The organism is Caulobacter sp. GW821-FHT11E10 (assembly GCF_058808375.1).
The window spans coordinates 455,232-479,016 of record NZ_JBXARP010000001.1 but is presented as its reverse complement, the minus strand read 5'-3'; the positions used below and the strand labels follow the sequence as shown (position 1 = coordinate 479,016).

The window sequence follows — 23,785 nt, the reverse complement described above, 5'->3', positions numbered from 1 at the left end:
CTCCCTAGCGGGAGAGGTGTCGGCGCAGCCGACGGAGAGGGAAGTCAGCACGAACCGCTTGCAGCCTTCCCCCTCCGGCCGCTGCGCGGCCACCTCCCCCGCTGGGGGGAGGATTGCGGTGTCTATTTATCGTCTTACGGCAAATTAACTCAGCAACCGGGGGTTTGTCGGCTAGAAGGCCGACGGGCTCAACTGCTGCTGGGGATATGTTCGTGCTTAACCGGATCAATGGGCGCCGCCCGACTGTGAGCGCGCTGGTCTTGGTCCTGGGTGTGAGCGCGATCGCTCTCTCAGGCTGCGGCGACAAGAAGCCGAAGAAGGCCAAGGCGCCGGCCGCCGCGGCCGCCGCCCAGACCGTCAGCGTCGCCGTGGTCTCCAGCCAGCCGATCGCCCGCCAGATCAACGCCACCGGCACCATCTCGCCGTGGGAGGAAGTGCCGGTCGGCGCCGAGACCGGCGGCCTGACCGCCATCGCGGTCAATGCCGAGGAAGGCCAATCCGTCCGGGCCGGCCAGGTCCTGGTCCAGCTCAACAGCGCCGTCATCTCCGCCCAGCTGCGCCAGCAGGACGCCAGCGTCGCCAGCGCCCGCGCCACCCTGGCCGAGGCCAGCGCCGCCCTGGGCCGCGCCCGCGAGCTGCAGGCCAAGGGCTACCTCTCGCAGGCCGGCCTCGACACCGCCACCGCCCGCCAGGGCACGGCCGCCGCCAACCTCGCCGCCGCCGAAGCCGCCCGGGGCGAGACCGCCGCGCGCCTGGCCCAGACCGCGATCCGCGCCCCGGTCGGCGGCCTGATCAGCCGCCGCACCGTCACCAAGGGCCAGATCGTCTCGGCCGGCTCGGAGCTGTTCCGCATCGTCCGCGACGGACGCCTGGAGCTGGACGCCGAGATCCCCGAGACGGAGCTCGCCTCGGTGAAGGCGGGCATGCCGGCCAAGATCTATTCGGACAAGGTCGGCGAGACGCAGGGCCGCGTCCGCATCGTCACCTCCGAGGTCAATACCACCAGCCGCCTGGGCGTGGCCCGCGTGGCCCTGTCGACGATGGGCGGCTTCCGCCCCGGCATGTTCGCCCGCGCCACGATCGACGCCGGTGACCAGCCCGCCCTGGTCGTGCCCAGCGCCTCGGTGCTCTACCGCGAAAACCGCCCCGGCGTGTTCGTGGTCGATGCGGCGCGCAAGGTCCACTTCCGCCGGATCAGCATCCTGGCCACCACCGGCGACCGTGTCGCCGCCACCGGCCTGACCGCCGGCGAGCGGGTCGTGGTCGAAGGCGCCGGCTTCCTGGGCGAAGGCGATCTGGTCCGCGTGGGCCTCTCGCCGACCCCGGCGCCCGTCGCCAAGCCGGCCCGCTAAGGACCGCCCCCGATGCGCAACATCTCATCCTGGGCGATCAAGAACCCGATCCCCGTCATCCTGCTGTTCATCCTGCTGACCATCGCCGGCGTGGCTGGCTTCAAGGGCATGCGGATCAACAACAACCCCGACGTCGACCTGCCGTTCGTCGTCGTCACGGCCGTGCGCCCCGGCGCCGCGCCCAGCGAGCTGGAGACCCAGGTCACCCGCCTGATCGAGGACTCGATCGCGGGCCTGGGCCAGGTGCGCCACACCAACTCCACCGTCGTCGACGGCGCCTCGACCACCTTCATCGAGTTCGAGCTGGGCGTGGACCACGAGCGCGTCACCAACGACGTGCGTAACGCCATGTCCAACCTGCGCGGCTCCCTGCCCCAGGACATGCAGGAACCGATCGTCACCCGGATCGACATCTCCGGGGACCCGCTGATCACCTATGTCGTCAAGGCCCCGACCCTGACGCCCGAGCAGCGCAGCTGGTTCGTCGACAACGACGTCAGCCGCGCCCTTCTGGCGCTGCGCGGGGTCGGCGAGGTCAACCGCCAGGGCGGTGTCAGCCGCGAGATCGAGGTCGCCCTCGACCCCGACCGCCTGGCCGCGCGCGGCGTCACCGCCGCTTCGGTCAGCCAGGCCCTGGTCTCCTCGAACGCCGACCTGCCCGGCGGTCGCGTCACCATCTCGGGCGCCGAGCGCGCCATCCGCACCCTGGGCGCGGCCGGCTCGGTCGAGCAGCTGCGCGAGACCCGCGTGCCCATGGCCAACGGCGGCGCGGTGCGCCTGGCCGACCTCGGCTCGGTCACCGACCACTGGGCCGAGCCGCGTTCGCGCGCCCGGTCCGACGGCCAGGAGGTCGTGACCTTCAACATGGTCCGCGCCCGCGGCGCCTCGGAGGTGCAGACCGCGCAGAAGGTCCGCAAGGCCGTCGAGAAGCTCGACAAGGACCATCCCGAGCTCGAGATCGAGGAAATCACCTCGAACGTGAAGTACATCGAGGAGAGCTATATCGCCTCGATGGAAGCCCTGATCATCGGGGCCGTGCTGGCCGTGCTGGTGGTGCTGCTGTTCCTGCGCGACTGGCGCGCCACCCTGCTGGCGGCCGTCGCCATCCCGATGTCGCTGTTCCCGACCTTCGCGGTCCTGGCGCCGATGAACCAGTCGCTGAACGGCGTGACGCTGCTGGCCCTGTCGCTGACCGTCGGCATCCTGGTCGATGACGCCATCGTCGAGATCGAGAACATGGTCCGCCACATGCGCGGGGGCAAAAGCCCCTATGCGGCGGCCATGGAGGCGGCCGACGAGATCGGCCTGGCGGTCGTGGCCACCACCTTCACCATCGTGGCGGTGTTCGCGCCCGTCGGCTTCATGCCCGGCATCATCGGCCAGTTCTTCAAGGCCTTCGCCCTGGCCGCCTGTATTTCGGTGCTGTTCTCGCTGGTGGTCGCCCGCCTGCTGACGCCGCTGATGGGCGCCTACATGCTGAAGGCCGACGCCAAGCACGAGGACAAGGACCCCTTCTGGATGGGGCCCTATCTGAAGAGCCTCAACTGGGGCCTGCGCCACCGCTGGAAGGTGCTGGCGATGGGCATCCCGATGCTGGTCATCTCGGTCTTGCTGGCCAAGGCCCTGCCGTTCGAGTTCCAGCCCCAGGCCGACCGCGGCCGGGCCGAGTTCTCGGTCGAGCTGCCGCCCGGCGCGACCCTGGACGAGACCGACGCCATCGTGCAGCGCGTGACCCGCGAGCTGCGCGCCCGCCCGGAAGTGGTGACCGTCTACGCCTCGGTCGGCGGCAACGCCGTCAACAAGGGCCAGATCACCGCCGACCTGACCGAGAAGGGCAAGCGGATCAGCCAGCAGGCGTTCAGCCGCCAGATGGTCGACAAGTTCGCCGAGATCCCCGGCGCGCGGATCGGCGCGGGCAGCAACAACGGTGGCGGCCCGTCGAGCGGCGGCAGCTACACCCTGCGCCTGCTCAGCGACAACGGTCCCGCTCTTGAGGCCGCGGCCCGCAAGGTCGAGGCCGAGATGCGCGCCGTGCCGGGCCTGGCCCACGTGGTCAACACCGCCTCGATCGCCCGTCCCGAGATCGTCGTCACGCCCAAGGCTGACCAGGCCGCCCGCGCCGGCGTCTCGGCCGGGGCGATCTCGCAAGCCGTCCGCGTGGCCACCATCGGCGACGTCGACCAGAACCTGCCCAAGTACAATCTGGGTGACCGCCAGGTGCCGATCCGCCTGCGCCTCGACCAGGGCGCGCGCGAGGACATCGCCGTCCTGCAGACCCTGCAGGTGCCGTCGGCCAACGGTCCCGTGCCGCTGAACGCCGTGGCCGACGTCCGCTTCGGGGCCGGTCCCTCGCAGATCGACCGCCAGGACCGCTCGCGCGTGGCCACCATCACGGCCGAGCTGGACGGCATCGTCGTCGGCGAGGCAGGCAAGCGGGTCCACGACCTGCCCTCGGTCAAGAACCTGCCGAACGGCGTCAAGGAAGTGGCCGCCGGCGACGCCGAATTCATCCAGGAGATGGTCAGCGGCTTCCTCGGCGCGCTGATCACCGGCATCCTGCTGATGTACGTCGTGCTGGTGCTGCTGTTCCGCAGCTTCGCCCACCCGATCACCATCATGGTGGCCCTGCCGCTGGCCATCGGCGGCGCCTTCGGCCTGCTGGTGCTGGCCAAGTCCAGCTTCTCGATCTCGACCCTGATCGGGATCCTGATGCTGATGGGCATCGCGGCCAAGAACTCGATCCTGCTGGTCGAGTACGCGATCATGGCCATGAAGGAACACGGCATGGACAAGCGCACGGCGATCATCGACGCCGCGCACAAGCGGGCCCGGCCGATCCTGATGACCACCGTGGCCATGGGCGCGGGCATGCTGCCCACCGCCGTCGGCCTCGGCGCGGAAGTCGAGTTCCGGGCTCCGATGGCCATCGCCGTCATCGGCGGCCTGATCACCTCGACCCTGCTGTCGCTGCTCTACATCCCGGTGGTCTTCATCCTGATGGACGGCCTCAAGACCCGCTCGGAAAACCTGATGCGTCGCATCTTCGGCGGCCAGCACCACGTGGCGGCGAAGAAGCCGATCATCGAGTAGGCCTACCAATCCGTGTCATCCCGGAAGCCTCGCAGAGGCTATCCGGGATGACACGATAATTGTCTTCAGGTCTTGAGCGCCTGCGCCACCACCGGCGCCAGCCGTTCGGCGATGACTCTCGCCCCCTCGGCGTTCGGATGTATGCCGTCGCGCTGCATGAAGCGCGACACCCCGATCACGCCGGTGATGAAGTCCGGCGCGTAGAACACGCCCTCTTCGCGGGCCAGGTCGGGGAAGATCTGGTTGAAGCGGCGGGCATAGCCAACACCGAGCAGGGCCGGCGCCTTCACCCCGGCCAGAACCACGCGGATGTCGCGCGCCTTCAGGCGCTGGACGATGGCGCGGAGATTGGTCTTGGCTCGCGCCGGATCGACGCCCTGCAGCACGTCGTTGCCGCCCAGGGCGACCACGCAGACGAAGGTCTCGGCCGGCACGCGCTCGACCCGCGCCAGCCCGCCGGCCGTCGTATCGCCCACCACGCCATAGCCGCGCACCCGGGCCCGGATGCTCATCCGGTCCAGCACCGTCTGCAGGCGCGCGGGCACGGCCAGGTCGTTGGAAAGCCCCAGGCCGGCGGTGATCGAGTCGCCCAGCACCGTCACCAACGGCGGAGGCGGCGGCGGGAGTGGCTTGGGCGGCGCCTTCTTCCGCGAGGCGGCCAGGGCGGCGCCGGGCATGGCGAGGGCCAGCAGGCCGGCGAGGACATCGCGGCGGTCTTGGATGGGTCGGGCTTCACGCAAGGACTGGAACTTCACCATGGCTGAACCGTACTGTTCTCCCAGAACAACATAATGACCCTGTGCGTTGAACGCAGGCTGAAGGGAGAAAGCGCCCATGCGCCGTCGGCTTCGCGAAATCTTGATCGCCGGGAGCATCGCCACCGCCCTCGCCGCCTGCGGCCAGAGCAACGGCCAGCAGAACAGTTCGGTCGGCTACGGCCCCAACCCGGCGCTGCCCAAGCCCAACAAGACCCTGCTGCCCACCGTGAAGGTCTCGGACGTCGTCGGCTGGCCGGCGGGCGTGACGCCCCGGGCGCCGTCGGGATTCAGCGTCCAGCCGTTCGCGACGGGCCTGGACCACCCCCGCTGGTTGCTGGTCCTGCCGAATGGCGACGTGCTGGTCGCCGAGAGCAATAAGCCGGCCAGCCAGGACAAGCCCAAGGGCATCAAGGGCTTCTTCGAGAAGATGCTGATGAAGAAGGCCGGGGCGGGCGTGCCCAGCGCCAACCGCATCACCCTGCTGCGCGACGCCGACCACGATGGCCTGGCCGAGACCAAGACGCCGTTCCTGACCAACCTCTACTCGCCGTTCGGCATGGCCCTGGTCGGCCAGACCCTCTATGTCGCCAACGCCGACGCCATCGTCGCCTTCCCCTATGCCGAAGGCGCGACCCGCATCACCGCCGCCCCGCGCAAGGTGACCGACCTGCCCGGCGGACCGATCAACCACCACTGGACCAAGACCATCATCGCCAGCCGCGACGGGACCAAGCTGTTCGCCACCGTGGGCTCCAACAGCAATGTCGGCGAGAACGGCATGCAAAACGAGGTCGACCGCGCGGCGATCCTCGAGGTCGACCTCGCGACGGGGAACAAGCGCGTCTTCGCCGGCGGCCTGCGCAATCCCAACGGCATGGGCTGGAACCCGGTCACGGGCGAGCTGTGGACCACGGTCAACGAGCGCGACGAACTGGGCAACGACCTGGTGCCCGACTACATGACCTCGGTTCGCGACGGCGGCTTCTACGGCTGGCCCTACAGCTATTTCGGCCGCCACGTCGACAAGCGGGTCAAGGACGCCGACCGCCGCCCCGACCTGGTCGAGCGGGCCATCGTCCCCGACTACGCCCTGGGCGCCCACACCGCCTCGCTGGGCCTGACCTTCTACGAAGGCCGGAGCTTCCCGGCCCGCTATCGCGACGGGATCTTCATCGGCCAGCACGGCTCGTGGAACCGCAAGCCGCAGGCCGGCTACAAGGTGATCTTCGTGCCGTTCACGGGCGGCAAGCCGGCTGGCCCAGTTGAGGACTTCCTGACGGGATTCCTGGACAGCAAGGGCAAGGCGCAAGGCCGGCCGGTGGGGGTGACGGTGGACACATCCGGCGCCCTGCTGGTGGCCGACGACGTGGGCAATGTGGTCTGGCGGGTGAGCCCGGCGCGATAGGACCTCTCGACAAACTTGCACAACAAGACTGACTGGTCGTAGGTTCCTCCCGACGAGGAGACCACGCCATGAAGATCGCCCAGATGAAGGTGGAACGCCTGCCGCCGGTGCGGATCTCGCTGTCGCCGACCAACCACCCGTACATGACCGGCGCCTGGACGCCCCTGCACGAGGAGGTCAACGCCTGGGACCTGGACGTGCTGGAGGGCGCCATCCCGGCCGACCTGGACGGCGTCTATCTGCGCAATACCGAGAACCCGGTCCACGATCCGGTCGGCCGCTACCACCCGTTCGACGGCGACGGCATGGTCTGCCAGATCGAGTTCAAGGCCGGCGCGGCGACCTATCGCAACCGCTTCATCCGTACACGGTGTTTCGAGGCGGAGCAGGAGGCCGGCGAGGGATTATGGGCCGGGCTGATGGACGGGCCGGGCGTCGCCAAGCGCCCCGGCTTCGGCGCTCATGGCTCGCTGAAGGACACCGCCAGCACCGACATCGTCGTCCACAACGGCGAGGCCATCGCCACCTTCTACCAGTGCGGCGAGGCCTATCGGCTGGATCCCCTGACCCTGGAGAACCTGGGCGTGGCGGCCTGGGCCCCGCTGGAGGGCGTCTCGGCCCATCCCAAGGTCGACGAGGCCACGGGCGAGTTGATGTTCTTCAACTACTCCAAGGCCGCGCCCTACATGCACTACGGCGTGGTCGACGCGACGGGGAAGCGCATCGTCTACCAGGGCGTGCCGCTGCCCGGCCCACGCCTGCCGCACGACATGGCCTTCTCGTCCAAATACGCGATCCTCAACGACCTGCCGGTGTTCTGGGACCAGGACCTGATGGCCCGGGGCATCCACGCCGTGCGCCTGCACAAGGGTCTCCCCAGCCGCTTCGCCCTGGTGCCGCGCCAAGGCGGCGAGCCGCGCTGGTTCGAGGCCGAGCCGACCTACGTCCTGCACTGGCTGAACGCCTATGAGGACGGCGACGAGGTGGTGCTGGACGGCTACTTCCAGGAGAACCCGATCCCGCGCCCGCTGGAGACCGCGCCCGACGGCCACAACCACCTCATGGCCTATCTGGACGAGCACAGCTTCCGCTCCAAGCTGCACCGCTGGCGCTTCAACCTGGTGACCGGAGAGACGACCGAGAAGCACCTGGACGAGCGGGTGCTGGAATTCGGCATGTTCAATCAGAAATACGCCGGCAAGCCGTATCGCTACGCCTATTCGACGACGAGCAAGCCGGGCTGGTTCCTGTTCAACGGCTTCGTCAAACACGACCTGGAGACAGGCGAGAGCTGGGAGATCCAGCTGCCCGAGGGCGTCTACGCCAGCGAAGCCCCGTTCGCGCCCAGGGTGGGCGCGGTCGACGAGGACGACGGCTATCTGGTCAGCTTCCTGATCGACGAGAACCGGGGAACGTCCGAGTGCGCGATCGTCGACGCCAAGCGCTTCGAGATCGTTTGCCGGGTGGCCCTGCCGCACAAGCTCAGCAGCGGGACGCATAGTGTGTGGGCCGGGCGGGAGATGCTGCGGGCCTAAATCAAAGTGTCATCCCGGAAGCCTCGCAGAGGCTATCCGGGACTCAGGGGCCAAGCCCGGTGCGGTCGCCCCTGGGTCCCGGCTCTCCGCTTCGCTGCGGCCGGGATGACACGCTGATTTATGGTTAATCCGGTCTTTACCGCGCTGTGCGCATGATCCCCCATGCGCCGCGCCCTCTTCGCCCTGCTGGTCCTCGCCACGGCCCTTCCCGCCCTGGCCGCGCCGTCCGCGCCGCCCAAGCCCAGGCCCGCGCCGGTCCAGGCGCCGGTCGACGCGCCCAGCGTCTTCCTGCCCGCCCCGATCCCGCTGGCCGCCGGCCGGCCCGGTGGTGACGTCATGCAGTGCAAGGCGACCTGCTCGCGAACCCTGATCTTCTGCAGCTCCGGTGGCGACGACGACGGCTGCGGCAGCCGCTGGGCACAGTGCAACGCGTCGTGCTCGTCGAGCTACCAGCCAACCCGCTTCCGCTAGAGCCGCGTAAGGGATCGCGCCAGCTTGTCGTCGCGGCGCCGTCGGCTATCGTCATCCCATGACCGCCCCGGCGATCCGTCCGCGCACCCTGGCTAGACTGCTGTCCCTGCTGGCGGCGGTGCTGCTGCTGGCCGCGCCCCTGACGCCGTCGGCCATGGCCAATCCGGCCATGCCGATGGACTGCTGCCCGGACGCCCCGTGCCGCGATCTCGACAAGACGATGTGCCCGCAGGCCTGCGCCACCGCCTGCGTCGTCGCGCCCGCGCCCGTCGAGACCTTGGCCGAGCCCATTCGCGGCGAAGCCACGCCGCTTGAGCCCGCGCTCTCGCCCCGCCTCGTCGGCCGGGCGATCGCGCCGGAGCCGCCTCCGCCCCGTTGAGACCCGCATTCCAGGACCACTTCACATCAACCTGAAATCGGAATTTCAAATCATGAAACGCATCTTTTCGATCGCGGCGTTCACGCTGCTCGCCTCCGCCACGGCCGCCTACGCCGCCGCGCCGGAAGCCGTGACCAAGGCCGTCCATGCCTGCTGCGCGCTCGGCGCGGCCTGCTGCAACGGCGGTCCCTGCTGCTAGCCTAGCCTGACGGCGAAGGCTGGAGCGCCCGTCCCGCGAGGGGCGGGCGCTTTGCGTTTCAGTCCTTCCGCAACGGCCGCTTGCCGGTTCGCGTAACGCCGGTACATTCACCTGAACAACGATAAGTCAGGATGGGTGGAATGACCGCGAGGCTCCCCAAGGCATGCGTCATCGGCGCGGGCTGCAGCGGCTTCACCACGATCAAGCGGTTGAAGGACGTCGGGGTCCCGTACGACTGCTTCGAGATGTCCGACGAGGTCGGGGGCAACTGGTACTACAAGAACCCCAATGGCCTCTCGGCCTGCTACGAGAGCCTGCACATCGACACCAGCAAGTGGCGGCTGGCCTTCGAGGACTTCCCGGTGCCGGCTGGCTGGCCCGACTTCCCGCACCACGCCCAGCTGTTCCAGTACTTCAAGGACTATGTCGACCACTTCGGCCTGCGCGAGACCATCACCTTCAACACCCGGGTCGAGAGGGCCCTGCGCACGGACGAGGGCCTGTGGTCGGTGACGCTGTCGACCGGCGAGACGCGGCTCTATGACGTGCTGTTCGTCTGCAACGGCCACCACTGGGACCCACGCGTTCCAGAATATCCCGGCGAGTTCGACGGCCCCGCCTTCCACGCCCACGCCTATTCCGACCCGTTCGATCCGGTGGACATGCGCGGCAAGAACGTCGTGGTGGTCGGCATGGGCAATTCGGCCATGGACATCGCCAGCGAGCTCTCCCAGCGGCCGATCGCGAAAAACCTCTGGGTCTCGGCCCGGCGCGGGGTCTGGGTGTTCCCCAAGTACCTGAACGGCAAGCCGGCGGATAAGTCCGCCATGCCCGCCTGGATGCCGCGCAAGCTGGGCCTGTCGATCGCCCGCTCGGTGATCAAGAAAACCATCGGCAAGATGGAGGATTACGGCCTGCCCAAGCCGGACCACGAGCCGCTGGAAGCCCACCCCTCGGTCTCGGGCGAGTTCCTGACGAGAGCGGGCTGCGGCGACATCAAGTTCAAGCCGGCGATCAAGGCGCTGGAGGGCAAGCGGGTGCGCTTCGCCGACGACAGCGTCGAGGACGTCGACGCCATCGTCTTCGCCACCGGCTATAGGATCAGCTTCCCGTTCTTCGACGATCCGGCCCTGTCGCCCGGGGCCGACCACCGCTTCCCGCTGTTCAAGCGGATGATGCGGCCGGGGATCCCGAACCTGTTCTTCATGGGCCTGGCCCAGCCCCTGCCGACCCTGGTGAACTTCGCCGAGCAGCAGGCCAAGCTGGCGGCGGGGTATCTGGCCGGGACCTACGCGCCACCGCCGGAAGCCGAGATGACGCGGATCATGGCCAAGGACGAGGAGCGGCATACGGGGCAGTTCTACGTCTCGGCGCGCCATACCATCCAGGTCGACTTCAACGTCTACTGCGCGGATCTCAAGAAGGAGATCGCCAAGGGCGAGGCGCGGGCGCGGGCCACTGGCGGCAAGCTGCCGGTGGCGGCGCTGGCGGAGATCAAGACGGAACCGCTGCTGGCGAGCTAAGGCTACAGTTCAATTCCCTCGTCATCCCGGAAGCGCGAAGCGCTATCCGGGACCCAGGGGCCAATGGTAGTGCGGTTGCCCCTGGGTCCCGGCTCTCCGCTCCGCCGCGGCCGGGACGACGCGCTGAGAGTGACCCATGCCCAAGATCACCTTCGACAAGGACACCCGCGCCAAGCTGGTCGGCGGGCTCTCGGACTATCTGCGGACCGAGCTCGACCTCGAGGTGAAGGGTTTCGACGCCGAGTTCCTGCTCGATTTCGTCACCGAGCGGCTGGGGCCGTACTACTACAACCAGGGCCTCCACGACGCCTCGGCGCTGTACCGCGAGAAGCTGGAGGCGATCAGCGAGGCGGTCTACGAGATCGAGCAACCGATCAAGGCGCTCTGAGCCCAGCTTCCCCTCGCGTAAAGATTGACGCCCCTCTCCACGGGTTCATCATCGGTGAACAACGATAAGTCGCGGCATGCGCCCGCGATGGGAGGAAGCTCGATGGCCGACGGGTCTGCCGTCCGGAGCGCGACTCGTGCGCCCGATCCCGCCCTGCCCCGCGTCTGCGTGATCGGCGCCGGCTCGTCCGGCATCGCCACCTGCAAGCAGCTGCACGAGGCCGGGATCCCGTTCGACTGTTTCGAGGCCTCGGACCGGGTCGGCGGCAACTGGGTGTTCCAGAACCGCAACGGCATGAGCAGCGCCTATCGCTCGCTGCACATCAACACCAGCCGGGACAAGATGGCCTATTCGGACTTCCCGATGCCGGCCGACTATCCAGACTATCCGCACCACACCCACATCGCCAAATATTTCGACGCCTATGTCGACCACTTCGGCTTCCGCGACCGCATCACCTTCCAGTGCGCGGTGACGTGGGCCAAGCGGCGCCCGGATGGCATCTGGGAGATCACCCTCGAGACCGGCGAGAAACGCCTCTACGACGCCCTGTGCGTCGCCAACGGTCACCACTGGGATCCCCGCTGGCCCGAGCCCAAGCCGCCCGGCCGGTTCGACGGGATCGAGATGCACAGCCACTACTATATCGACCCGGCCACGCCCCATGACCTGCGGGGCAAGAAGGTGGTGATCGTCGGCTTCGGCAATTCGGCCCTGGATCTCGCCTGCGAGCTGGGCCGCAAGGAGAATTCGGACGAGGTCTATCTGTCGGTCCGCCGCGGCTACTGGGTGGTGCCGCGCTATTTCGGCAATGAGGTGCTGGACCACTTCAACAACCATCCCAGCCAGGACCCGCCGCTGCTGTCGCGGATCCTGCCCGGCAAGATGGCCGCCCGGATGATCGAGAAGAAGATCGCCGCCGTGCACGGCCGGCCCGAGGACCACGGCCTGCCCAAGCCCGACCATCCGTTCGGGGCCAGCCACCCGGCCATCAGCCACGAGCTCTACAACCGCATCGGCTCGGGCGACGTGGCCATCAAGCCCGACATCGAGCGCTTCGACGGCAAGCAGGTGTTCTTCAAGGACGGCACGGTCGTCGAGGCCGACGCCGTGATCTGGTGCACCGGCTACAAGATCACCTTCCCGTTCTTCGACAGCCTGACGGTCGACGCGCCCGACAACGACATCGCCCTGTGGAAGCGGATGATCGACCCCCGCTTCGACAACCTGTTCATGGTCGCCCTGGTGCAACCGCTGTGCGCCATGATGCCGATCGCAGAGGAGCAGTCGAAACTGATCGCCGCCTGGCTGACCGGCCGCTACGCCGCGCCCGATCCGGCGACCATGGCCCGCGAGCGCGACGCCATGCACCAGGGGGTCAAGGCCCACTACGTCGCCTCGGCCCGGCACACGATCCAGATCAATTGCGGGGAATATGCCTACGACCTGCGCAAGGAGCTGAAGCGCGGGATCAAGCGCGCGAAGGCCAAGGGCAATCCGCTGCCGATCCAGCCCCGCGCCGCGCTGGCGTGACGGCCGAAAGCGGACACCGGTTATGGCGGCCATCACGCGGCAAGCAATGGAGTCTTGCCTCTTGCCGCGGAGTAAGGCTGTGATCGTGACGGGGCGTCACGAACGCTCCGCCTCCGAGTCGCCGGCCATGTCGAATATCGCTTACTTCCCCAAGCCCCATGTCGACCAGCGACCGGGCAAGCGGGAACGCACCAAGACCGCCAATCGCCAGGCGATCCTGGACGCCGCGCGCGAGGTGTTCGGCGACCTGGGCTACGACGCCGCCACGGTGCGCGACATCATCCGCCGCACGGGCTTGGCCTCGGGCACCTTCTACAACTACTACAAGTCCAAGGAGGAGGTGTTCGAAGCCCTGGCCGATGACGGCGCCCGCCGCTTCCGGCCGCTGCTGCGCGAACAGTCCGAGAAGGCCACCGACTTCGAGTCGTTCCTGCGCGGGGCGATCCTGGCCTATTTCAACTTCGTGGCCACCGAGCAGGAGAGCTGGCGCATCAACCGCCCGCCCGGCGAGCAGATCCCGCACGCCCGCTCGACGCCCGAGGTGGTCGCCGTGTTCGACGAGGTGCACGAGGCCCTGGGCAAGGTGCTGGAGCGCGAGCACGCACCGCCGGTGGACCTGGACTACCTGACCTCGGCCTGCATCGCCGTGGCCCGCGAGATCGGCGACAAGATGCTGGAGCGGCGCCCCGTCGACACCGAGGGCGCGGCGGACTTCGCGGTCAAGCTGATCCTGGGCGGCCTGCCCGCCTTGCCCCGCCTGTAGCGGCGCGAGATGGTTTTCCGCTGTTCAAGCCACACATCCCTCGTCATCCCGGAAGCCTCGCAGAGGCTATCCGGGACCCAGGGGCCAAGCACGGAGAGGCCGCCCCTGGGTCCCGGCTCTTCGCTGCGCTACGGCCGGGATGACGAGGATATTTCGGCCGTAATGCGCAGATCGTAAGAACAACAAAGAGTGGGGAAACCATGGCCTCGGACGCCACCCAGAAAGCCATACTGAAGCTGATCCTGTCGCTGCCCAGCCCGGTCCTGCGGGCCATGTCGGGCGGCGGGGTCGTCTACAGGGGCGGCCGCACCCTGGATCCCCGCTTCCAGTTCTTCGCCCACGCGGCCAAGAAGCTGCCGCCGATGAGCTCCCTGTCGCCGGCCGAGGCCGTGGCCGGCAGCGCCCGGGGCCTGGCCGCCGTCCAAGGTCCGCTGGAGCCCGGCGTGCGCACCGAGAGCCTGGCGATCGAGGGCCCGAACGGTCCCGTTCCCTGCCGCGCCTATCGTCCCGAAGGCCAGGACGCCGACATGCCCCTGATCGTCTACGCCCACATGGGCGGCGGAGTGATCGGGGACCTGGAGACCTGCAACGCCTTCTGCTCGATCCTGGCCCGCATCGTCCGCACGGCGGTGATCTCGGTCGACTACCGCCTGGCCCCGGACCACAAGTTCCCGGCCGGGCTGGAGGACGTGCTGGCCGCCTATCGCTGGGCGCGCGACAACACCGCTCGCTTCGGCGCCGCGCCGGTCGCCCCGGCCATCGGCGGTGACAGCATGGGCGGCAACTTCGCCGCCATCATCGCCCAGGAGATGGCGCGCAAGGGCGAGCCGGCGCCGGCCGCCCAGATCCTGATCTATCCCGCCGTGGATGTGGCCAGCGAGACGGCGTCGATGACGACCTATGCCGACGCCTATCCGCTGACCCGCGCGACCATGGACTGGTTCATGGGTCACTATATGAGCGCCGACGCCGACCCGGCCGACCCGCGCCTGTCGCCCGACAAGACCGCCGACCTCGCGGGCCTGCCGCCCGCCATCATCGCCACCGCCGGCTTCGATCCCCTGGTCGACCAGGGCGAGGCCTACGCCAAGCGCCTGCAGGCCGCCGGCGTGGCGGTCCGCTACCGCTGCTACGACAGCCTGGCCCACGGGTTCACCGCGTTCACCGGTGCGATCCCGGCGGCGGATGGGGCGTGCCGGGAGATCGCCGGGCTGGTGCGGGAGACGTTCGAGGGGCGGGTTTAGCAGCAAATAAATCTCGTCATCCCGGGCGGCGAAGCCGACCCGGGACCTAGGGGCGACCGCACTGCACTGGCCCCTGGGTCCCGGCTCTCCGCTTCGCTGCGGCCGGGATGACGAAGAGTTTGGGATCGAGGATGGACACGCCCACCACCATGCGCGCCCTCGTCGTCGAGGATCTGGCGCCCGACTACGCCGGTTGCGCCGTCCGGGAGGTCGCCACGCCACGGCCCGGACCCGGCGAGGTGCTGATCCGCGTCCGGGCCGCCAGCGTCAACTTCCCCGACCTCTTGATGACCCGGGGCGAGTACCAGTTCAAACCGCCCCTGCCCTTCACCCCCGGCCTGGATCTGGCCGGCGAGGTTGTGGCGCTGGGCGAGGGCGTTACCGACCTCCGGGCGGGCGACGCCGTGGTCGGCGGGGCGCGGCTGGGCGGGTTCGCCGAATATGCGGTGCTGTCGGCCTCAGCCCTGAAGCCCAAGCCCACGCGGCTGTCGTTCGCTGAAGCCGCCGCCTATGGCGCGGCCTATCTCACCGCCTATGTCGCCCTGGTCCGCCGCGCGCGGCTGGAGCCCGGCGAGTGGGTGCTGGTCCACGGCGCCGCCGGCGGGGTGGGCCTGGCCGCCGTCGACCTGGCCAAGGCCTTGGGCGCGCGGGTGATCGCCGCCTCGGCCTCGGACGAGAAACTGGCCAAGGTCCAGGCGCTCTACGCCCCCGACGCGACCGTCAACGTCACCAACGGCTTCCGCGACCGCGTGAAAGAGATCACCGGCGGCCACGGGGCCGACGTGATCTATGACCCCGTGGGCGGCGACGTGTTCGACGAGAGCGTCCGCTGCATCGCCTTCGACGGCCGGCTGCTGGTCATCGGCTTCACCTCGGGCCGGATTCCGACGGTCTCGGTCAACATGCCGCTGATCAAGGGCTTCTCGGTCATGGGCGTGAGGGCCGGCGAGTACGGCCGGCAGTTCCCCGAGAAGGGCCGCGAGAATGCGCAGGCGGTGTGGCGGATGGCGGATGAGGGCGTGATCAAGCCGCATGTGCATGCGGAGCTTCCGCTAGAGCGGTGGCGCGAGGCCTTCGAGCTGCTGGCCGAGCGGAAGGTCGTGGGTAAGGCGGTGATCACGCCTTGAACGCCAAGCTCCCCATCACTGTCATCCCGGGCGGCGTAGCCGACCCGGGACCCAGGGGCCAATGCAGTGCGGCGGCCCCTGGGTCCCGGCTCTCCGCTTCGCTGCGGCCGGGATGACGATATAAGGAATGAACGGGATTTGAGTTGGGCAAGTGATTGAACCGACTCAGGTTGACATCCCCGCGCCGTTCTTTTATCCACCGCCCCTCACTCGCGGGGCCCCGGCTTCCGCGTTCAACGTATTTGCATTTCGGAGCCACGTCGTGAAGCGCACCTTCCAGCCGTCGAAGCTCGTGCGTGCCCGCCGTCACGGCTACCGCGCGCGTATGGCCACCAAGAACGGTCAAAAGATCGTTGCGCGTCGCCGCGCCAAGGGCCGCAAGCGCCTGACCGCCTAATTCTCTTCCTCCCTCGGGAGGTAAGACGATGATCAAAGCCGCCTTTTCCACAGACCTGGTTTCAGGTTCTCGCCGGAAAGGCGGCTTTTTTCATGCCTGAGCTCCAGGCCCTCAAGTTCGAGCGGCTGCGCAAGCGCCCCGACTTCCTGCTGGCGGCCAAGGCCCCGGCCCTGTCGCGCGGCGCGGTCTTCATCCAGATGCGCAAACGGCCCGACGAGGACCCGACAGTGCGGGTCGGCTTCACCGCCACCAAGAAGATCGGCGGCGCCGTCGAGCGAAACCGGGCGAAACGTCGCCTGCGCGAGGCGGCTCGCCTTGTCCTGCCCCTTCATGCGCGCCCTTCGCACGACTATGTGTTCATCGCGCGCGGCGGCACGACCGCCCGCGAATGGGGGCGTTTGCTTGACGATGTCAAAACCGCGCTGATAAGCCTCGCCGCCGAGCATGATCGCGCGGGGTCCAGAGTCCCCAAGCCATCATCGTCCGGCGCCTCGTCTGAAGTCGCCCCATCCCAACAACCCGATCTCAAAGTTTCCGGTTAAGCGCTCCATGCAGAACGACAACAAAAACACGCTGATGTTCATCGTCAGCGCGTTCGTGATCCTGATCGGGTACCAGTTCTTCATCCTGGGTCCGCAGCAGAAGAAGGCCGAGGCCGAGGCGCGCGCCAAGAAGGCGTCGCAGGTCCAGGCCGCGACCCAGCCGGGCGTGACCCTGGACGCCAACGGCAATCCGCAGCCGCTGCGCCTGTCGCGCGCCGCCGCCAAGGATCAGAGCCCGCGCGTCGTCGTCGACACCCCGACCCTGTCGGGCTCGATCGCCCTGAAGGGCGGCCGCATCGACGACCTGTTCCTGCGCAAGTACGCCGAGACCACCGCCAAGAATTCGCCGCCGGTCGAGCTGTTCCGCCCCGAGGGCGCCGAGCACGCCTGGTTCGCCGACTTCGGCTGGGCCGGCGCCAACCTGCCGGGCCTGCCCGACGGCCGCACCGTCTGGACCGCCGCCCCGGGCCAGGTGCTGCGTCCGAACGCGCCCGTCACCCTCACCTATGACAACGGCCTGGGCCTGACCTTTACCCGCGTCATCGCCGTCGACGCCGAGGCGATGTTCACGGTCACCGACACCGTCCAGAACAACGGAACCACCGGCCTGCAGCTGGCCCCCTACGCCAGCGTCCAGCGCCAGGGCATCAACGACACCCTGGGCAAGAACCAGATCGTCCACGAAGGCGCCATCGGCGTGCTGGGCGCCGGCAAGGACCAGAAGCTGGAGCTGTCCAAGTACGGCAAGTGGAAGAAGGACAAGCCGCTCGCGACCTTCGACTCGGTCGGCGGCTGGACCGGCATCACCGACAAGTACTGGCTGACGGCCCTGATCCCCGATCAGAACCAGGCCATCAAGGCCCAGTACCGCGTGACCCAGGTCAGCGGCACCGACATCTACGACGTCAATGTGCTGGGTCCGACCCAGGCCCTGAACCCGGGCGCCACCCTGACGCAGAAGACCCGCCTGTTCGCCGGCGCCAAGACCGTGCCGCTGCTGCGCAAGTACGAGTACAACGGCCAGGCGCCCGACTGGTGGAAGTTCTGGGACAGCCGCAAGGCCGAAATCCCGCGCTTCGACTGGGCCGTGGACTGGGGCATGTTCTCCATGTTCACCCGTCCGATCTTCAATGTGCTGGAGATCTTCTACAAGCTGGTCGGCAACTTCGGCCTGGCCATCATGCTGCTGACCGTGGCGCTCAAGCTCGTGCTCTACCCGATGGCGGACAAGAGCTATGAGAGCATGGCCAAGATCAAGAAGATCTCCCCCGAGGTCGAGAAGCTCAAGGCCAAGCACAAGGACGATCCTGCCAAACAGCAGCAGGAAATGATGGCCCTGTACGCCAAAGAGAAGATCAACCCGATGATGGGCTGCCTGCCCATGCTGGTGCAGATCCCGGTCTTCTACTCGCTGTACAAGGTGCTGACCGTCACCATCGAAATGCGCCACGCGCCGTTCTTCGGCTGGATCCAGGATCTGTCCGCGCGTGACCCGACGACGATGTTCAACCTGTTCGGCCTGATCCCCTGGGATCCGGCGACCGCCCCGCTGATCGGCGCCTTCCTGGCCGGCAGCCTGCACATCGGCGTCTGGCCGCTGCTGTACGGCTTCACCATGTGGCTGACGACGGCGATGAACCCGCCGGCCGGCGACCCGATCCAGCAGCGTATCTTCCAGCTGTTCCCGATCGTCTTCACCTTCACCCTGTCGCAGTTCGCGGTGGGCCTGGTGATCTACTGGTGCTGGTCGAACATCCTGACCATCTTCCAGCAGTACATCATCATGCGCCGCTACCAGGTCGAGAACCCGATCGACAAGATCATCGCTCGCCTCAAGGGCAAACCCGTTAGCGCGACCTGATGAGCGAGGAACCCAAGCTCCCCAAGGAACCGCCGGTCCTGCTTCCCGGCGCGGCCGACTTTACGGACGAGCAGATCGAGACGGCGCGGGTGTTCTTCGCCCAGCCGGTCTCGTTCATGATGGGCGCGGTGCGCATGGACACCATGCCGCCCGCCGACCTGCCGGAAGTGGCCTTCGCGGGCCGCTCCAACGTCGGCAAGTCCAGCCTGATCAACGGGCTGGTCGGCCAGAAGTACCTGGCCCGCGCCTCGAACGAGCCGGGCCGCACGCGGGAGATCAACTTCTTCCTGCTGGCCGAGACGGTGCGCCTGGTCGACTTGCCGGGCTACGGCTTCGCCCGCGTCTCGCGCTCGATCGCCGACAAGTTCCAGGACCTGGGCCGCGCCTATCTGCGGGGCCGCGCCAACCTGAAGCGCGTCTATGTGCTGATCGACGCTCGTCACGGCCTGAAGAAGGTCGACCTGGAGGCGCTGGACGCCCTGGACGTCGCGGCGGTCTCGTACCAGATCGTCCTGACCAAGGCCGACAAGATCAAGCCGCACGAAGTCGACAAGGTCGTGGCCGAGACCCAGAAGGCCATCGCCAAGCGCGCCGCGGCCTTCCCGCGAGTGCTGGCCACCTCGTCCGAGAAGGGCCTGGGCATGCCGGAACTGCGCGCCGAGATCGTCCGGCTGTGCATCGACGAGTGATCTGAGACCTACCTCATCGTGTCATCCCGGAAGCCTCGCGGAGGCTATCCGCTTCGCTGCGGCCGGGATGACACACGAGAGGAATTGGCTGTGGGGGCTATCCACCGCCCTATTGCCCCCGTTCAACCCTGCGCTAGGTTCCACCCGCCAGAACCCCCGCCTTTCCATTTTCTAGATTGAAGCCCGCCCATGACCCGCCACGAACTCAAGACCTGGCCCAAGTACTTCGCCGCCGTCCGCTCGGGCCAGAAGCGCTTCGAGATCCGCCGCAACGACCGCGAGTTCAAGGTCGGCGACATCCTGGTCCTGCGCGAGTTTGATCCGGAAGAGGACGCCTATACCGGCCAGGCCGAGGAGCGTCAGATCACCTTCCTGCTGTCGGAAGAGGACTACGGCGTCATCCACGGCTTCGTGGCCATCGGCTTCGGCGAGGTCGCCCCGCATCCGGACGCCGCCGCCGAAGTCACCGCCGACAGCCTGGCCGAATGGCACGAGACCGCCGCCTCCAACGCCGCCCTGCGCGCCCAGGAGGCCCGCAAGGTCTCGGAGAGCTATACCAAGAGCAATATGAGCGTCGCCGCCGACCGCCATGGCGCGGTGGCCGACTCGGCCGCGGCCGAGGCCGGCTTCCATGCGGCGGCCGCGCGGATCGTCCGCAAGGACTGATCCGGGACGACCGACAAGAGAAAGGCCGCCGAGGTTGCCCTCGGCGGCCTTTTCTTTTGGGATCCTCCCCCTCAGGGGGAGGTGGCCCAGAGGGCCGGAGGGGGCAGCGCGGCCTAAGCCCAGATGGCCCCCTCAGTCGCTACCGCGACAGCTCCCCCAGCGGGGGAGCAACTATCAAGCCGCTTCGCTGACCTGGGCCGGGAACACGTCGTCCATGCGCAGATAGGTGATCAGGCGGTTTTCCATCGAGATGATGGCCTGGATGTAGCGCAGCTCTTCCACGCCGACGTCCGGGGCCGGCTGCAGGCTGTCGCGCGGCACGGTGAAGGTTTCCGACACGGCGTCGACCAGGATGCCCGCCAGGCGGTCACGGCACTCGACGACCACGATCACGTGGCGGGTCTCGGGGATGGTGACGCCCAGGCCCAGGCGGTTGCGCAGGTCGATGACCGGCATGATCGCGCCACGCAGGTTGATGACGCCGCGCATGTAGGACGGGGCGTGCGGGATCGGGGTGGCCGGGGTCCAGCCGCGAATTTCACGCACCGTCTTCACGTCGATGCAGAACTCCTGCTCGCCGATGCAGAACGAAATCAGCTCCAGCGCGGGCGCGGTATTGTCGGTCATGGCCAAGTCCCCGGTAGAATGAGCAGGCCGAGATCGCGTCGCCGCGCTTCGACCGACTGCCACAAGAGCCCAGCCGCTCTTTAACAACCGTTAAGGCTGAGCTCGGAAGGGCGCGGTCAAATGTCGCGGCTTTCGCTACCGGCCGTGGTGGAGCGCTCAGCTTCTGACCCACCGCCTTCATCTCGTCATCCCGGCCGCGGCGAAGCGGAGAGCCGGGACCCAGGGGCGACCGCACTGCGTTGGGCCCCTGGGTCCCGGATAGCCTCTGCGAGGCTTCCGGGATGACGAGGGATTTGATCGTCGAGGGATTTTGCAGACGTTCGCGCCCCTAAGGCTCCGACAGCCCCTCGTCCCCGTCGTCGGACAGGTTGAACTCGTACCAGACGCCGTTCAGCACGCCGAAGGCGACGGCCAGGCCCAGGCCCAGGATCCAGGTGAAGTACCACATGGGTCGTTCTCCTCAGTACAGGTCGGGGTTGGTGGCGAGGGCGCCGGTCGTGCTCTTGCCCCACAGCACCCGGTAGACCCAGGCCGTATAGAGCAGGATCAGCGGCAGGAAGACCGCCGTCACGATCATCATGACGAACAGGGTCAGGTGGCTGGACGAGGCGTTCCACACCGTCAGGCTGGAGCGCGGATCGGCCGAGCTGGGTAGGATGAACGGGAACATCGACAGGCCCACGGTGCCGACGATCCCGGCCGTCGAGGTCGTCGAGCCGCCGAACGCCGCCCAGGCCTTGTTCCAGCGCATGCCGGCCAGGGCCAGGAACGCGCCCAGGAAGCCCATGATCGGCGCGATCATCATCCAGCCGTGGCGGCCGTAGTTGTCGAGCCAGGCGCCGGGCGCCCGCACGGCGGCGGCGCCGCGCAGCGGGTTGGAGGGTCCGGCCGCGTCGGCCAGGCCCTCGATGCGGAAGCCCAGACCTCCGAACGCCACCCAGAAGCCGCCGGCCGCGAACAGTCCGATGCTGGCCAAGCCGGCGATCTCGCCGATGCGGCGCGCGCGCTCGGTGACCGGCCCGTCCTCGGCCTTGACGGTCAGCCAGGCCGCGCCGTGCAGCACCAGCATGGCCACCGCCAACAGGCCGCACAGCAGGGCGAAGGGCGAGAACAGGCCGATGAACGAGCCGTCGTAGAAGGCGCGCAGATCGCTATCCAGCCGGAAGGGCGCGCCTTGCAGCACATTGCCCAGGGCCACGCCGAAGCACAGCACCGGCACGAAGCCGCTGACGAACAGGCCCCAGTCCCAGAACGAGCGCCAGCGCGGGTTCGGACGCTTGGAGCGGTACTTGAAGCTGACGGGCCGCAGGATCATCGCGGTCAGCACCACGAACATCGCCAGATAGAAGCCCGAGAAACTGATGGCGTAGACGAACGGCCAGGCCGCGAAGATCGCGCCGCCGCCCAGGATGAACCACACCTGGTTGCCTTCCCAGGTCGCGCCCACGGTGTTGATGACCATGCGCCGTTCGGCGTCGTCCTTGGCGACGAAGGGCAGCAGGGCCCCCACGCCCATGTCGAAACCGTCGGTGAGGGCGAAGCCGATCAGCAGGATCCCGACCAGGGCCCACCAGATGATGCGCAGGGTGGCGAAGTCGACGGGGAGTTCCATCACATGATCCTCCTTAGGCCACGGCCGGCTCGGGCTCGACCGGCTCGCCGTCGGGGACGGGGTCGTGCAGAGCGAACGGGCCCTTTTTGACGGCGCGGACGATCAGGCCGATCTCGACCACGGCCAGGGCGCCGTACAGCAGGGTGAAGACCGCGATGCTGGTGATCAGCTGCGGCACGGAAAGGCTGGAGGCCGACAGGAAGGTCGGCAGCACGCCGTCGACGGCCCAGGGCTGGCGGCCCATCTCGGCCAGCACCCAGCCCAGCTCCGTCGAGATCCACGGCAGCGGCAGGGCCATGACGGCCAGGACCAGGAACCACTTGGTGTCGTGCTTGCGCAGGGTGACCAGAACAAAGGCGGTGGCGAACAGGGCGATCATCAGCAGGCCGATCCCGGCCATGATCCGGAAGCTCCAGAACATCACCGGCACATTGGGCACCGCGTCCCAGGAGGCCTTCTTGATCAGCTCAGGCGAGGCCTGGCGCGGATCGGGCACATAGCGTTTCAGCAGCAAGGCGTAGCCCAGGTCGCGGCGGTGCTGCTCGAAGGTCGCGCGGGCGGCGATGTCCCGCGGATTGACCTTCAGCGCCTCGACCGCGCCATAGGCGACGATGCCGGACTCGATGCGGTCCTCGGCCTTGGCCACCAGCTGGAAGATGCCCTCCACCGGCTTGTCGAAGCTGCGGGTGGCGATCAGGCCCAGGACGTAGGGGATCTTGACCTCGTGGTGGGTCTTGCGAGCCGCCAGGTCGGGGATGCCGAACGCGGTCAGGCCGGCCGGGGCGGGCTCGGTCTCCCACATGGCCTCCAGGGCGGCGAGCTTCATTTTCTGGTTGTCGGTCAGGGCGTAGCCGCTCTCGTCGCCCAGCACGACGACCGACAGCGACGAGGCCAGGCCGAACGCGGCGGCGACGGTCATCGAGCGCTTGGCGACGCCGATATACTTGCCTTGCAGCAGGTACAGGGCCGAGATCCCCAGCACGAAGACCGAGGCGATCACGTAGCCGGCGCTGACGGTGTGGACGAACTTGGCCTGGGCCACCGGGTTGAACAGCACGTCGCGGAAGCTGCTGACCTCCATGCGCATGGTCTCGGGATTGAAGGCCGCGCCGATCGGGTTCTGCATCCACCCGTTGGCGACCAGGATCCACAGGGCCGAGAGGTTGGTGCCCAGGGCGACCATGAAGGTCACGAACAGGTGGCTCACCGGCTTCAGCTTGTCCCAGCCGAAGAACATCAGCCCGACGAAGGTGGCTTCCAGGAAGAAGGCCATCAGCCCTTCGATCGCCAGCGGGGCGCCGAAGATGTCGCCGACATAGTGCGAGTAGTAGGACCAGTTCATGCCGAACTGGAATTCCATGGTCAGGCCGGTCGCCACGCCCAGGGCGAAGTTGATGCCGAACAGTACGCCCCAGAAGCGGGTGACCGTCCGCCAGATCGGGCGCTTGGTCATCACATAGATGCTCTCCATGATGACCAGCAGGAACGACAGGCCCAAAGTCAGGGGCACGAACAGGAAGTGGTAGAGAGCGGTGAGCGCGAACTGCAGGCGTGACAGGTCGATGACGGCGGGGTCCATGGACAGCTCCGAGACGTACGGCCGATGATCACGCCGCTCGAGAGC

23 protein-coding genes and 4 pseudogenes are annotated in these 23,785 nt (G+C 68.0%); 18 read left to right on the top strand and 9 right to left on the bottom strand.

Going from position 1 to position 23,785, the window contains the following annotated elements:
- Positions 1–47: 47 nt before the first annotated feature.
- A pseudogene (locus AC1RRV_RS02260) lies at positions 48–116 on the bottom strand (hypothetical protein); the annotation flags it as partial.
- Positions 117–272: 156 nt separating this feature from the next.
- Between AC1RRV_RS02260 and AC1RRV_RS02255 the strand changes: the two are divergent.
- Together AC1RRV_RS02255 and AC1RRV_RS02250 are read left to right on the top strand one after the other, a co-directional pair.
- Complete coding sequence (locus AC1RRV_RS02255; RefSeq protein WP_492857942.1) at positions 273–1,352, top strand: efflux RND transporter periplasmic adaptor subunit; 1,080 nt, start codon at positions 273–275, stop codon at positions 1,350–1,352.
- 12 nt (positions 1,353–1,364) lie between these two features.
- Complete coding sequence (locus tag AC1RRV_RS02250; protein ID WP_492857941.1) at positions 1,365–4,442, top strand: efflux RND transporter permease subunit; 3,078 nt, start codon at positions 1,365–1,367, stop codon at positions 4,440–4,442.
- Between the two features lie 65 nt (positions 4,443–4,507).
- On the opposite strand, the gene AC1RRV_RS02245 is transcribed toward AC1RRV_RS02250, so the two are convergent.
- Entirely contained in the window at positions 4,508–5,200 is a 693-nt protein-coding gene (locus tag AC1RRV_RS02245) for an arylesterase (protein ID WP_492857940.1), read from the bottom strand.
- Positions 5,201–5,276: 76 nt separating this feature from the next.
- Between AC1RRV_RS02245 and AC1RRV_RS02240 the strand changes: the two genes are divergently transcribed.
- From AC1RRV_RS02240 to AC1RRV_RS02215, 6 genes are all read left to right on the top strand, one after another.
- Entirely contained in the window at positions 5,277–6,605 is a 1,329-nt protein-coding gene (locus AC1RRV_RS02240; RefSeq protein ID WP_492857939.1) for a PQQ-dependent sugar dehydrogenase, read from the top strand.
- Between the two features lie 83 nt (positions 6,606–6,688).
- Positions 6,689–8,140 carry a carotenoid oxygenase family protein gene (locus AC1RRV_RS02235; RefSeq protein WP_492858101.1) on the top strand — a complete coding sequence of 484 codons (1,452 nt, stop codon included), beginning with the start codon at positions 6,689–6,691 and terminating at the stop codon, positions 8,138–8,140.
- A gap of 162 nt (positions 8,141–8,302) precedes the next feature.
- Entirely contained in the window at positions 8,303–8,611 is a 309-nt protein-coding gene (locus tag AC1RRV_RS02230; protein WP_492857938.1) for a hypothetical protein, read from the top strand.
- A gap of 58 nt (positions 8,612–8,669) precedes the next feature.
- Positions 8,670–8,990 carry a hypothetical protein gene (locus AC1RRV_RS02225; RefSeq protein WP_492857937.1) on the top strand — a complete coding sequence of 107 codons (321 nt, stop codon included), beginning with the start codon at positions 8,670–8,672 and terminating at the stop codon, positions 8,988–8,990.
- Positions 8,991–9,042: 52 nt separating this feature from the next.
- The gene (locus tag AC1RRV_RS02220; RefSeq protein WP_492857936.1) at positions 9,043–9,189 is read left to right on the top strand and encodes a hypothetical protein; all 147 of its coding nucleotides are present in this window, start codon (positions 9,043–9,045) and stop codon (positions 9,187–9,189) included.
- A gap of 140 nt (positions 9,190–9,329) precedes the next feature.
- Entirely contained in the window at positions 9,330–10,712 is a 1,383-nt protein-coding gene (locus AC1RRV_RS02215; RefSeq protein ID WP_492857935.1) for a flavin-containing monooxygenase, read from the top strand.
- Here the strand turns inward: AC1RRV_RS02215 and AC1RRV_RS02210 are convergent.
- Positions 10,684–10,839 (bottom strand): annotated as a pseudogene (locus AC1RRV_RS02210) (hypothetical protein); the annotation flags it as partial. The gene AC1RRV_RS02215 and the pseudogene AC1RRV_RS02210 sit on opposite strands and share 29 nt — an antisense overlap.
- A 9-nt stretch (positions 10,840–10,848) precedes the next feature.
- Between AC1RRV_RS02210 and AC1RRV_RS02205 the strand changes: the two are divergent.
- The 4 genes from AC1RRV_RS02205 (at position 10,849) to AC1RRV_RS02190 (ending at position 14,640) form a co-directional block, all read left to right on the top strand.
- On the top strand, positions 10,849–11,100 hold the full coding sequence (locus tag AC1RRV_RS02205) for a DUF2164 domain-containing protein (protein ID WP_492857934.1): 252 nt from the start codon (positions 10,849–10,851) through the stop codon (positions 11,098–11,100).
- A gap of 102 nt (positions 11,101–11,202) precedes the next feature.
- A complete protein-coding gene (locus tag AC1RRV_RS02200; RefSeq protein ID WP_492857933.1) occupies positions 11,203–12,633 on the top strand; it encodes a flavin-containing monooxygenase in 1,431 nt (476 codons plus the stop codon).
- A 127-nt stretch (positions 12,634–12,760) separates the two neighbouring features.
- Positions 12,761–13,396 (top strand): TetR/AcrR family transcriptional regulator, encoded by a 636-nt coding sequence (locus AC1RRV_RS02195; RefSeq protein WP_492857932.1) that lies wholly within the window; start codon positions 12,761–12,763, stop codon positions 13,394–13,396.
- A 200-nt stretch (positions 13,397–13,596) separates the two neighbouring features.
- Complete coding sequence (locus tag AC1RRV_RS02190) at positions 13,597–14,640, top strand: alpha/beta hydrolase (protein ID WP_492857931.1); 1,044 nt, start codon at positions 13,597–13,599, stop codon at positions 14,638–14,640.
- Here AC1RRV_RS02190 and AC1RRV_RS02185 read toward each other — a convergent pair.
- Positions 14,637–14,750 (bottom strand): annotated as a pseudogene (locus AC1RRV_RS02185) (hypothetical protein); the annotation flags it as partial. The gene AC1RRV_RS02190 and the pseudogene AC1RRV_RS02185 sit on opposite strands and share 4 nt — an antisense overlap.
- Positions 14,751–14,771: 21 nt before the next feature.
- On the opposite strand from AC1RRV_RS02185, the gene AC1RRV_RS02180 reads away from it, so the two are divergent.
- Complete coding sequence (locus AC1RRV_RS02180; protein WP_492857930.1) at positions 14,772–15,767, top strand: NADPH:quinone oxidoreductase family protein; 996 nt, start codon at positions 14,772–14,774, stop codon at positions 15,765–15,767.
- On the opposite strand, the pseudogene AC1RRV_RS02175 reads toward AC1RRV_RS02180, so the two are convergent.
- Positions 15,757–15,882, bottom strand: a pseudogene (locus AC1RRV_RS02175) (hypothetical protein); the annotation flags it as partial. The gene AC1RRV_RS02180 and the pseudogene AC1RRV_RS02175 sit on opposite strands and share 11 nt — an antisense overlap.
- 147 nt (positions 15,883–16,029) lie before the next feature.
- Here AC1RRV_RS02175 and rpmH point away from each other — a divergent pair.
- The 5 genes from rpmH (at position 16,030) to AC1RRV_RS02150 (ending at position 19,922) form a co-directional block, all read left to right on the top strand.
- Positions 16,030–16,164, top strand: coding sequence for a 50S ribosomal protein L34 (gene rpmH / locus AC1RRV_RS02170; RefSeq protein ID WP_012284717.1), 135 nt, complete (start codon positions 16,030–16,032; stop codon positions 16,162–16,164).
- A 92-nt stretch (positions 16,165–16,256) separates the two neighbouring features.
- Positions 16,257–16,706, top strand: coding sequence for a ribonuclease P protein component (gene rnpA / locus AC1RRV_RS02165; protein ID WP_492857929.1), 450 nt, complete (start codon positions 16,257–16,259; stop codon positions 16,704–16,706).
- Positions 16,707–16,713: 7 nt separating this feature from the next.
- Positions 16,714–18,567 (top strand): membrane protein insertase YidC, encoded by a 1,854-nt coding sequence (gene yidC, locus AC1RRV_RS02160; RefSeq protein WP_492857928.1) that lies wholly within the window; start codon positions 16,714–16,716, stop codon positions 18,565–18,567.
- Positions 18,567–19,256 carry a ribosome biogenesis GTP-binding protein YihA/YsxC gene (gene yihA / locus AC1RRV_RS02155; protein ID WP_492857927.1) on the top strand — a complete coding sequence of 230 codons (690 nt, stop codon included), beginning with the start codon at positions 18,567–18,569 and terminating at the stop codon, positions 19,254–19,256. The genes yidC and yihA overlap by 1 nt, the downstream gene beginning before the upstream one ends.
- A gap of 189 nt (positions 19,257–19,445) precedes the next feature.
- Positions 19,446–19,922, top strand: coding sequence for an ASCH/PUA domain-containing protein (locus AC1RRV_RS02150; protein WP_492857926.1), 477 nt, complete (start codon positions 19,446–19,448; stop codon positions 19,920–19,922).
- 174 nt (positions 19,923–20,096) lie between these two features.
- Here the strand turns inward: AC1RRV_RS02150 and AC1RRV_RS02145 are convergent, their stop codons facing one another.
- The 4 genes from AC1RRV_RS02145 to AC1RRV_RS02130 all read right to left on the bottom strand — a co-directional run bounded on the left by AC1RRV_RS02145 (position 20,097) and on the right by AC1RRV_RS02130 (position 23,740).
- On the bottom strand, positions 20,097–20,549 hold the full coding sequence (locus tag AC1RRV_RS02145; protein WP_492857925.1) for a chemotaxis protein CheW: 453 nt from the start codon (positions 20,547–20,549) through the stop codon (positions 20,097–20,099).
- A gap of 328 nt (positions 20,550–20,877) precedes the next feature.
- Positions 20,878–20,997, bottom strand: a complete 120-nt coding sequence (gene cydX, locus AC1RRV_RS02140; RefSeq protein WP_035043223.1) for a cytochrome bd-I oxidase subunit CydX — start codon at positions 20,995–20,997, stop codon at positions 20,878–20,880.
- 12 nt (positions 20,998–21,009) lie between these two features.
- Complete coding sequence (cydB, locus tag AC1RRV_RS02135; protein WP_492857924.1) at positions 21,010–22,161, bottom strand: cytochrome d ubiquinol oxidase subunit II; 1,152 nt, start codon at positions 22,159–22,161, stop codon at positions 21,010–21,012.
- Between the two features lie 13 nt (positions 22,162–22,174).
- Positions 22,175–23,740 carry a cytochrome ubiquinol oxidase subunit I gene (locus AC1RRV_RS02130; RefSeq protein ID WP_492857923.1) on the bottom strand — a complete coding sequence of 522 codons (1,566 nt, stop codon included), beginning with the start codon at positions 23,738–23,740 and terminating at the stop codon, positions 22,175–22,177.
- Between the last annotated feature and the right edge of the window lie 45 nt (positions 23,741–23,785).

Bases quoted from the DNA above. Each gene is read 5' to 3' on its own strand.
- AC1RRV_RS02145 (WP_492857925.1), bottom strand. From the start codon at position 20,549: ATGACCGACAATACCGCGCCCGCGCTGGAGCTGATTTCGTTCTGCATC.
- AC1RRV_RS02200 (WP_492857933.1), top strand. From the start codon at position 11,203: ATGGCCGACGGGTCTGCCGTCCGGAGCGCGACTCGTGCGCCCGATCCC.
- AC1RRV_RS02190 (WP_492857931.1), top strand. From the start codon at position 13,597: ATGGCCTCGGACGCCACCCAGAAAGCCATACTGAAGCTGATCCTGTCG.
- yidC (WP_492857928.1), top strand. From the start codon at position 16,714: ATGCAGAACGACAACAAAAACACGCTGATGTTCATCGTCAGCGCGTTC.
- AC1RRV_RS02225 (WP_492857937.1), top strand. From the start codon at position 8,670: ATGACCGCCCCGGCGATCCGTCCGCGCACCCTGGCTAGACTGCTGTCC.
- AC1RRV_RS02240 (WP_492857939.1), top strand. From the start codon at position 5,277: ATGCGCCGTCGGCTTCGCGAAATCTTGATCGCCGGGAGCATCGCCACC.
- AC1RRV_RS02235 (WP_492858101.1), top strand. From the start codon at position 6,689: ATGAAGGTGGAACGCCTGCCGCCGGTGCGGATCTCGCTGTCGCCGACC.
- AC1RRV_RS02195 (WP_492857932.1), top strand. From the start codon at position 12,761: ATGTCGAATATCGCTTACTTCCCCAAGCCCCATGTCGACCAGCGACCG.
- cydB (WP_492857924.1), bottom strand. From the start codon at position 22,161: ATGGAACTCCCCGTCGACTTCGCCACCCTGCGCATCATCTGGTGGGCC.
- AC1RRV_RS02250 (WP_492857941.1), top strand. From the start codon at position 1,365: ATGCGCAACATCTCATCCTGGGCGATCAAGAACCCGATCCCCGTCATC.
- AC1RRV_RS02130 (WP_492857923.1), bottom strand. From the start codon at position 23,740: ATGGACCCCGCCGTCATCGACCTGTCACGCCTGCAGTTCGCGCTCACC.
- rnpA (WP_492857929.1), top strand. From the start codon at position 16,257: ATGCCTGAGCTCCAGGCCCTCAAGTTCGAGCGGCTGCGCAAGCGCCCC.
- AC1RRV_RS02150 (WP_492857926.1), top strand. From the start codon at position 19,446: ATGACCCGCCACGAACTCAAGACCTGGCCCAAGTACTTCGCCGCCGTC.
- AC1RRV_RS02230 (WP_492857938.1), top strand. From the start codon at position 8,303: ATGCGCCGCGCCCTCTTCGCCCTGCTGGTCCTCGCCACGGCCCTTCCC.
- cydX (WP_035043223.1), bottom strand. From the start codon at position 20,997: ATGTGGTACTTCACCTGGATCCTGGGCCTGGGCCTGGCCGTCGCCTTC.
- AC1RRV_RS02220 (WP_492857936.1), top strand. From the start codon at position 9,043: ATGAAACGCATCTTTTCGATCGCGGCGTTCACGCTGCTCGCCTCCGCC.
- yihA (WP_492857927.1), top strand. From the start codon at position 18,567: ATGAGCGAGGAACCCAAGCTCCCCAAGGAACCGCCGGTCCTGCTTCCC.
- AC1RRV_RS02215 (WP_492857935.1), top strand. From the start codon at position 9,330: ATGACCGCGAGGCTCCCCAAGGCATGCGTCATCGGCGCGGGCTGCAGC.
- AC1RRV_RS02205 (WP_492857934.1), top strand. From the start codon at position 10,849: ATGCCCAAGATCACCTTCGACAAGGACACCCGCGCCAAGCTGGTCGGC.
- AC1RRV_RS02245 (WP_492857940.1), bottom strand. From the start codon at position 5,200: ATGGTGAAGTTCCAGTCCTTGCGTGAAGCCCGACCCATCCAAGACCGC.
- AC1RRV_RS02180 (WP_492857930.1), top strand. From the start codon at position 14,772: ATGGACACGCCCACCACCATGCGCGCCCTCGTCGTCGAGGATCTGGCG.